General features: G+C 69.1%; 5 protein-coding genes. 4 read left to right on the forward strand and 1 reads right to left on the reverse strand.

Annotation, left to right across the window (positions count from 1 at the left end; translation table 11 throughout):
- Nucleotides 1-23 precede the first annotated feature (23 nt).
- The 3 genes from ICC28_RS19835 to ICC28_RS19845 all read left to right on the forward strand — a co-directional run bounded on the left by ICC28_RS19835 (nt 24) and on the right by ICC28_RS19845 (nt 3,602).
- Nucleotides 24-1,004 carry a cation diffusion facilitator family transporter gene (locus ICC28_RS19835; protein WP_188289957.1) on the forward strand — a complete coding sequence of 327 codons (981 nt, stop codon included), beginning with the start codon at nt 24-26 and terminating at the stop codon, nt 1,002-1,004.
- Nucleotides 1,005-1,388: 384 nt separating this feature from the next.
- Nucleotides 1,389-2,846, forward strand: coding sequence for an adenosylhomocysteinase (ahcY, locus tag ICC28_RS19840; protein ID WP_188289958.1), 1,458 nt, complete (start codon nt 1,389-1,391; stop codon nt 2,844-2,846).
- A 141-nt stretch (nt 2,847-2,987) separates the two neighbouring features.
- Nucleotides 2,988-3,602, forward strand: a complete 615-nt coding sequence (locus ICC28_RS19845) for a hypothetical protein (RefSeq protein ID WP_188289959.1) — start codon at nt 2,988-2,990, stop codon at nt 3,600-3,602.
- A gap of 43 nt (nt 3,603-3,645) precedes the next feature.
- Here the strand turns inward: ICC28_RS19845 and ICC28_RS19850 are convergent, their stop codons facing one another.
- Nucleotides 3,646-4,596, reverse strand: coding sequence for an RDD family protein (locus ICC28_RS19850; protein ID WP_188289960.1), 951 nt, complete (start codon nt 4,594-4,596; stop codon nt 3,646-3,648).
- A 128-nt stretch (nt 4,597-4,724) separates the two neighbouring features.
- Here ICC28_RS19850 and ICC28_RS19855 point away from each other — a divergent pair, with 128 nt between their 5' ends.
- Nucleotides 4,725-5,732: a stage II sporulation protein M gene (locus tag ICC28_RS19855; RefSeq protein WP_188289961.1), complete on the forward strand. Its 1,008-nt coding sequence runs from the start codon at nt 4,725-4,727 to the stop codon at nt 5,730-5,732.
- The last annotated feature ends 466 nt before the right edge of the window (nt 5,733-6,198 follow it).

Raw genomic sequence — 6,198 nt, forward strand, 5'->3', positions numbered from 1 at the left:
GTACGAAGGGACAACGCGACCACATGAGCGCGTCAGGCGGTACCAAGGCGATCGTGGCGGCACTCGTCGCCAACCTCGCGATCGCGCTAGCGAAATTCGTGGCGTTCCTCTTCAGCGGCTCGTCCTCGATGCTCGCCGAGTCGGTCCACTCCCTGGCCGACTCCGGCAACCAGGGCCTGCTCCTGCTCGGCGGCAAGAAGGCCCAGCGCGAGGCGACCCCGCAACACCCCTTCGGCTACGGCCGGGAGCGCTACATCTACGCCTTCCTCGTCTCGATCGTCCTGTTCTCCGTCGGTGGCATGTTCGCCATCTACGAGGGCTACGAGAAGATCAAGGACCCGCACGAGATCGAGCACTGGTACTGGCCCGTGGGCGTGCTCGTCTTCGCGATCATCGCGGAGACCTTCTCCTTCCGGACGGCCATCAAGGAGTCCAACGCCCTGCGGGGCAAGAAGTCCTGGAAGGAGTTCGTCCGCCACGCCAAGGCGCCCGAGCTGCCCGTCGTCCTCCTGGAGGACCTCGGCGCGCTCGTCGGTCTGATCCTGGCGCTCGGCGGCGTCGGCGTGGCCCTCGCCACCGGTGACGGCGTCTGGGACGGCATCGGCACGCTCTGCATCGGCGTCCTGCTCATCCTGATCGCGCTCGTCCTGGCCGTCGAGACCAAGTCCCTGCTGCTCGGCGAGGCCGCGGGCCTCGACGAGGTCCGGAAGATCGAGGCCGCGATCGTCGACGGTGACACCGTCACCCGCATCATCCACATGCGCACGCTGCACCTCGGCCCCGAGGAACTGCTGGTCGCGGCCAAGATCGGCGTCCAGCACGACGACACGGCCGCCGACATCGCCCACGCCATCGACGCAGCCGAGGTCCGCGTCCGCAACGCCGTCCCGATCGCCCGCGTCATCTACCTGGAACCGGACATCTACAGCGAGACCGAGGCGGCCAAGGGCCCGGACCCCGACGCCACCCCCGGCGGCACGGCACCGGAGAACACCGCCCACTGACAGCCGTTACGGAAGAGGGGCCCACCGGCTCGGCGGGCCCCTCCGCCGCACACACGCACGTTCACGAGGCCGACCTCATACGAACACTCCCGTCCCTCCCGTCGACGGAGAGCGTCTCCCGGGGCCCCGGGCCACGAGCCCACGACGGCTGCAGAGGCGGACTGGGGCCGCGGGGGCGACCGGTGTAGCTTGGGAGGGAGCCAGACGTCGCTGCTGATGGCGGTCGGGCGGTCCCGACGCGGGACCACCGAGGGAGAGAGGGCCTCCGACGGACTGCGCTGCGCGCACGCGGGCATGCCTGTGTCCTCTTCGGGCACCCCTGTGTCCGCCGCCGCGCAGAACAGCCCTACCCACCTCGTCCCAAACCCCGAGGAGCAGCTCGCAATGACGACTGTCGACAACCGACAGGACTTCAAGGTCGCCGACCTCTCCCTGGCCGAGTTCGGCCGCAAGGAGATCACCCTCGCCGAGCACGAGATGCCCGGCCTCATGGCGATCCGCAAGGAGTACGCCGAGGCCCAGCCCCTCGCCGGCGCCCGCGTCACCGGCTCCCTGCACATGACCGTGCAGACCGCCGTCCTCATCGAGACCCTGGTCGCCCTCGGCGCCCAGGTCCGCTGGGCCTCCTGCAACATCTTCTCCACCCAGGACCACGCGGCCGCCGCCATCGCCGTCGGCCCCAACGGCACGCCCGAGAACCCGCAGGGCGTCCCGGTCTTCGCCTGGAAGGGCGAGACCCTGGAGGAGTACTGGTGGTGCACCGAGCAGGCGCTGACCTGGCCGGACAGCCCCACCGGCGGCCCCAACATGATCCTGGACGACGGCGGCGACGCCACCCTCCTCGTCCACAAGGGCGTCGAGTACGAGAAGGACGGCAAGGTCCCCCCGGTCGACACCGCCGAGTCCGACGAGCACCGCGTCATCCTCGAACTCCTGCACCGCACCATCACGGACGGCTCGCAGAAGTGGACCCAGCTGGCCTCTGAGATCCGCGGCGTGACCGAGGAGACCACGACCGGCGTCCACCGCCTGTACGAGATGCAGCGCGACGGCACCCTCCTGTTCCCGGCGATCAACGTCAACGACGCCGTCACCAAGTCGAAGTTCGACAACAAGTACGGCTGCCGCCACTCCCTGGTCGACGGCATCAACCGCGCCACCGACGTCCTGATCGGCGGCAAGACCGCGGTCGTCTGCGGCTACGGCGACGTGGGCAAGGGCTGCGCGGAGTCCCTGCGCGGTCAGGGCGCCCGCGTGATCGTCACCGAGATCGACCCGATCTGTGCGCTCCAGGCGGCGATGGACGGTTACCAGGTCACGACCCTCGACGAGGTCATCGACAAGGCCGACATCTTCATCACCACCACCGGCAACAAGGACATCATCATGGCCTCGGACATGGCCAAGATGAAGCACCAGGCGATCGTCGGCAACATCGGCCACTTCGACAACGAGATCGACATGGCCGGCCTCGCCCAGGTCCCGGGCATCGTCAAGGACGAGGTCAAGCCGCAGGTCCACACCTGGACGTTCCCCGACGGCAAGGTGATCATCATCCTGTCCGAGGGCCGCCTGCTGAACCTGGGCAACGCCACCGGCCACCCGTCCTTCGTGATGTCCAACTCGTTCGCGGACCAGACGCTGGCCCAGATCGAGCTGTTCACCAAGCAGTCCGAGTACCCGATCGGCGTCTACACGCTGCCCAAGCACCTCGACGAGAAGGTCGCCCGCCTCCACCTGGACGCGCTCGGCGTGAAGCTCACCAAGCTCCGCCCCGAGCAGGCCGCGTACATCGGCGTCGAGGTCGACGGCCCGTTCAAGCCGGACCACTACCGCTACTGAGCCGGACCCTGTGAGGAGCGCACCCGTGCACTGACGCGCTCCTCAGCCAGGCCCCCAGGGCAGGCCCCCGCACCCCCGTGTCGGGGGCCTGCCCGTCTGGCCCTCCGCGGCCGGAGCAGCCCGTCAAGACCCAGGACCCCCATGCCCCGCGGCCGATATTCGCTCCACGATCCGCACGATCACACCCCCCTCGCAGAAGAGCACTTCCACTGCGCCCCCGGCCCTTCCGGCTGGCGCTACGTCTCCCAGCGGACCACCCCCTCGGGCGACCACAGCGGCTCCGTCGACCTCGCCCTCGACGAGCTCGGCCGCCCCATCCGTCTCGAACTGCACGCCGCCGGTTGGCAGGTGCGCGGCGCCGCCCTCGACGGCGTCACCTGGGTCCGCACGGACCCCACCGGGGTTCACGCCACGGAAGGCAATGTGCGCGCCCACGCCTTCACCGGCACCTCCCCGGCCTTCTTCATCGCCACCGCTCGTCTCCTGCGCCTCACCCCTTCCGGCTCCGCCACTCGCGTACGCCTCGTCGCCTTCACGGACCCAGTGCTCGCCCCGCGCACCCTCGACCAGTCCTGGGCCCTGATGAAGAGCGAAGCACACGCCACTGACAACGGCCCCCTGACCGTGGACGAATACCAGGTCACAGCCCTGGACACGGGTGAGCAGCACGCCGTGCACATCGCGGGCGACGTCGTCCTCGCGGCCCCCGGCATCGAGCTGGAGGACCTCGAATCGCCCCCGTCCTCGTTCGCCTGAGCCACCGCGGGAACACGGCCAACAGCTCCGTGCCCCGCCGGTGTCAGGCCGGCGGCACGAACCCACTGGCGCGCCCCTCCCCGGGCGGCTCCTCCCGCGGAGCCGAGGACGGGGTCGAGGACGGAGCCGAGGACCACGTGACCGGGGAGGCGGGCTGAGAAGTGGGCGGACCGTATGGACCGGGCGGGGCCGCGGCCGGCCCGTATGCGCCGGGCGTCGTGCCCGGCGCTGCGCCGACATCCGGGCCGTTCACGAAGGCCCGTCGGGCCTCCCGAGCCTGCCGCTCCTGCAGCACTGCGGCCAGATACGCCCCTGGCGGCACACCCTGCGGCGCAGGCGAGCCCGTACGAGCAGCCAGATCGGCGGCGAGCCGCTCCGCCATCGCCATGCCGACCTGCGGATCCAACTGCCGCATCCGCGTCAGGTACTGGCGCACGGCAAGCCACAACCCGTCGGGCACCGCCGACAGATCGAGCTCCGAGAACCGCCCGGCCAGCCAGGGCGGAGGCGGCGGCACGGAACCGCTCCGCGCGTACGGCACCCGCTCCCTCACAACAAGCGTTCCCGCGAACACATCCCCGAGCCGCCTGCCGCGCGCCGACACCAGCGAGGCGATGCAGGCCACGACCCCGAACGTCAGCAGAATCTCGATCACACCGATCGCACCCCGCACCAGCGCATGCCGGAACCGGATCGGCCCGCCGTCGTCCCGCACCACACGCAGCCCGCAGGCAAGCTTCCCCAGCGAGCGCCCATGGCTGAGCGTCTCGACGGCAATCGGCCCACCCACCAGCACCAGAACGAACGAGGCGATCGACAGCGCGATCTGCGCCGCCTCGTCCAAGGACGCGGTGGCCGCCACCAGACCGATGGTCACGGCGATGTAGACGGCCACGGCCACGACCAGATCGAGCAGCACGGCCAGGGCCCTGCTGGGCAGCCTCGCGGGGCGCAGCTCAAGCGCCACCGCCTCGCCCGTCACCAGCTCACTCACGCACGTAGTCCTTCCCGGCCTGCCTGTGGAACGGCCAGTCTGCCAAGCTGAGGGCACATTGCGCCGCAGTGCGACAAGCTGACCTGTACGACGAGCCACCGACGAACAGCCGAGGAGCAGGCACACAGATGGACCTCGACGTCTTCGTCACCGCCCACCGCGCCGAGTGGGACCGTCTGGAGGCTCTCCTCCGCCGCCAGCGCCGTCTGACCGGAGCGGAGGCCGACGAACTCGTCGCCCTCTACCAGCGCACCGCGACCCACCTCTCCCTGATCCAGTCCAGTGCCCCGGACCCCCAGCTGACCGGACGGCTCAGCCAACTGGTCGCACGCGCGCGTAGTGCCGTGACAGGCACCCGGCGCGCGTCCTGGCGCGATGTCACCCGTTTCCTCACGCACGACTTCCCGGCCGCCGTCTACAAGTCGCGGCACTGGTGGGTCCCCACGGCACTGCTGTCCATCCTCGTCTCAGCCCTCCTGGGCTGGTGGATCGGCACGACTCCCGAGGTCCAGGCGTCCATCGCCGCCCCGGACGAACTGCGCGAGCTCACCCGCCCGGGTGGTCAGTACGAGTCGTACTACTCGTCCCACCCCGCGGCTTCGTTCGCGGCACAGGTCTGGACGAACAATGCCCAGGCCGCCGCGCTCTGCCTGGTCCTGGGCATCTTCCTGGGCCTTCCGGTCATCTGGATCCTCTTCCAGAACATGCTCAACCTCGGCGTCGGATTCGGCCTGATGTCCTCCGCCGGCCGCCTCGACACCTTCCTGGGCCTCGTCCTGCCTCACGGCCTCCTCGAACTGACCGCCGTCTTCGTCGCCGCAGGCACAGGCCTCCGCCTCGGCTGGACCGTCATCGACCCGGGCCCGCGCACCCGCCGCACAGCCCTCGCCGAAGAGGGCCGAGCCGCCGTGGGCATGGCCATCGGCCTGGCCCTGGTCCTCTTCATCTCCGGAGCCATCGAAGGCTTCGTCACCCCGTCAGGCCTTCCCACCTGGGCCCGCATCACCATCGGGGTCGCCGCCGAGCTGGCCTTCCTGGCCTACGTCTACGTCCTCGGCGGGCGTTCCGCCCGCGCCGGCGCCACGGGTGACGTCGAGGAGAGCGAGCGCAGCGCCACTCTCCCGACAGCCGCCTGACCGTGCGACACGCTCGATGTGCGGACACACCTGATGAGCTGCTAGTCTCCTCTTCGCCCCAAGAAAACCGTTGACACGGTTCGACCGGGGAGGTAGATTCGAACAGTTGCCTGGACTGGACCTGATCCGGTCGGCGACAGTGAGTGTCTGTCTGCTTCTTGAAACGTCGATGCATTCGACATCTGAGAAGCCCTCCCGATGAATCGGAAATGAACGGCCGGTCAGACCGGCCCGAAAGTTCTGATAAAGTCGGAGCCGCCGGAAAGGGAAACGCGAAAGCGAGAACCTGGAAAGCACCGAGGAAATCGGATCGGAAAACGATCTGATAGAGTCGGAAACGCAAGATCGAAGGGAAGCCCGGAGGAAAGCCCGAGAGGGTGAGTACAAAGGAAGCGACCGTTCCTTGAGAACTCAACAGCGTGCCAAAAGTCAACGCCAGATATGTTGATACCCCGTCTCCAGCATT

Source organism: Streptomyces sp. TRM68416 (assembly GCF_014596915.1).
In the GTDB taxonomy this organism is placed as follows: Bacteria; Actinomycetota; Actinomycetes; order Streptomycetales; family Streptomycetaceae; genus Streptomyces.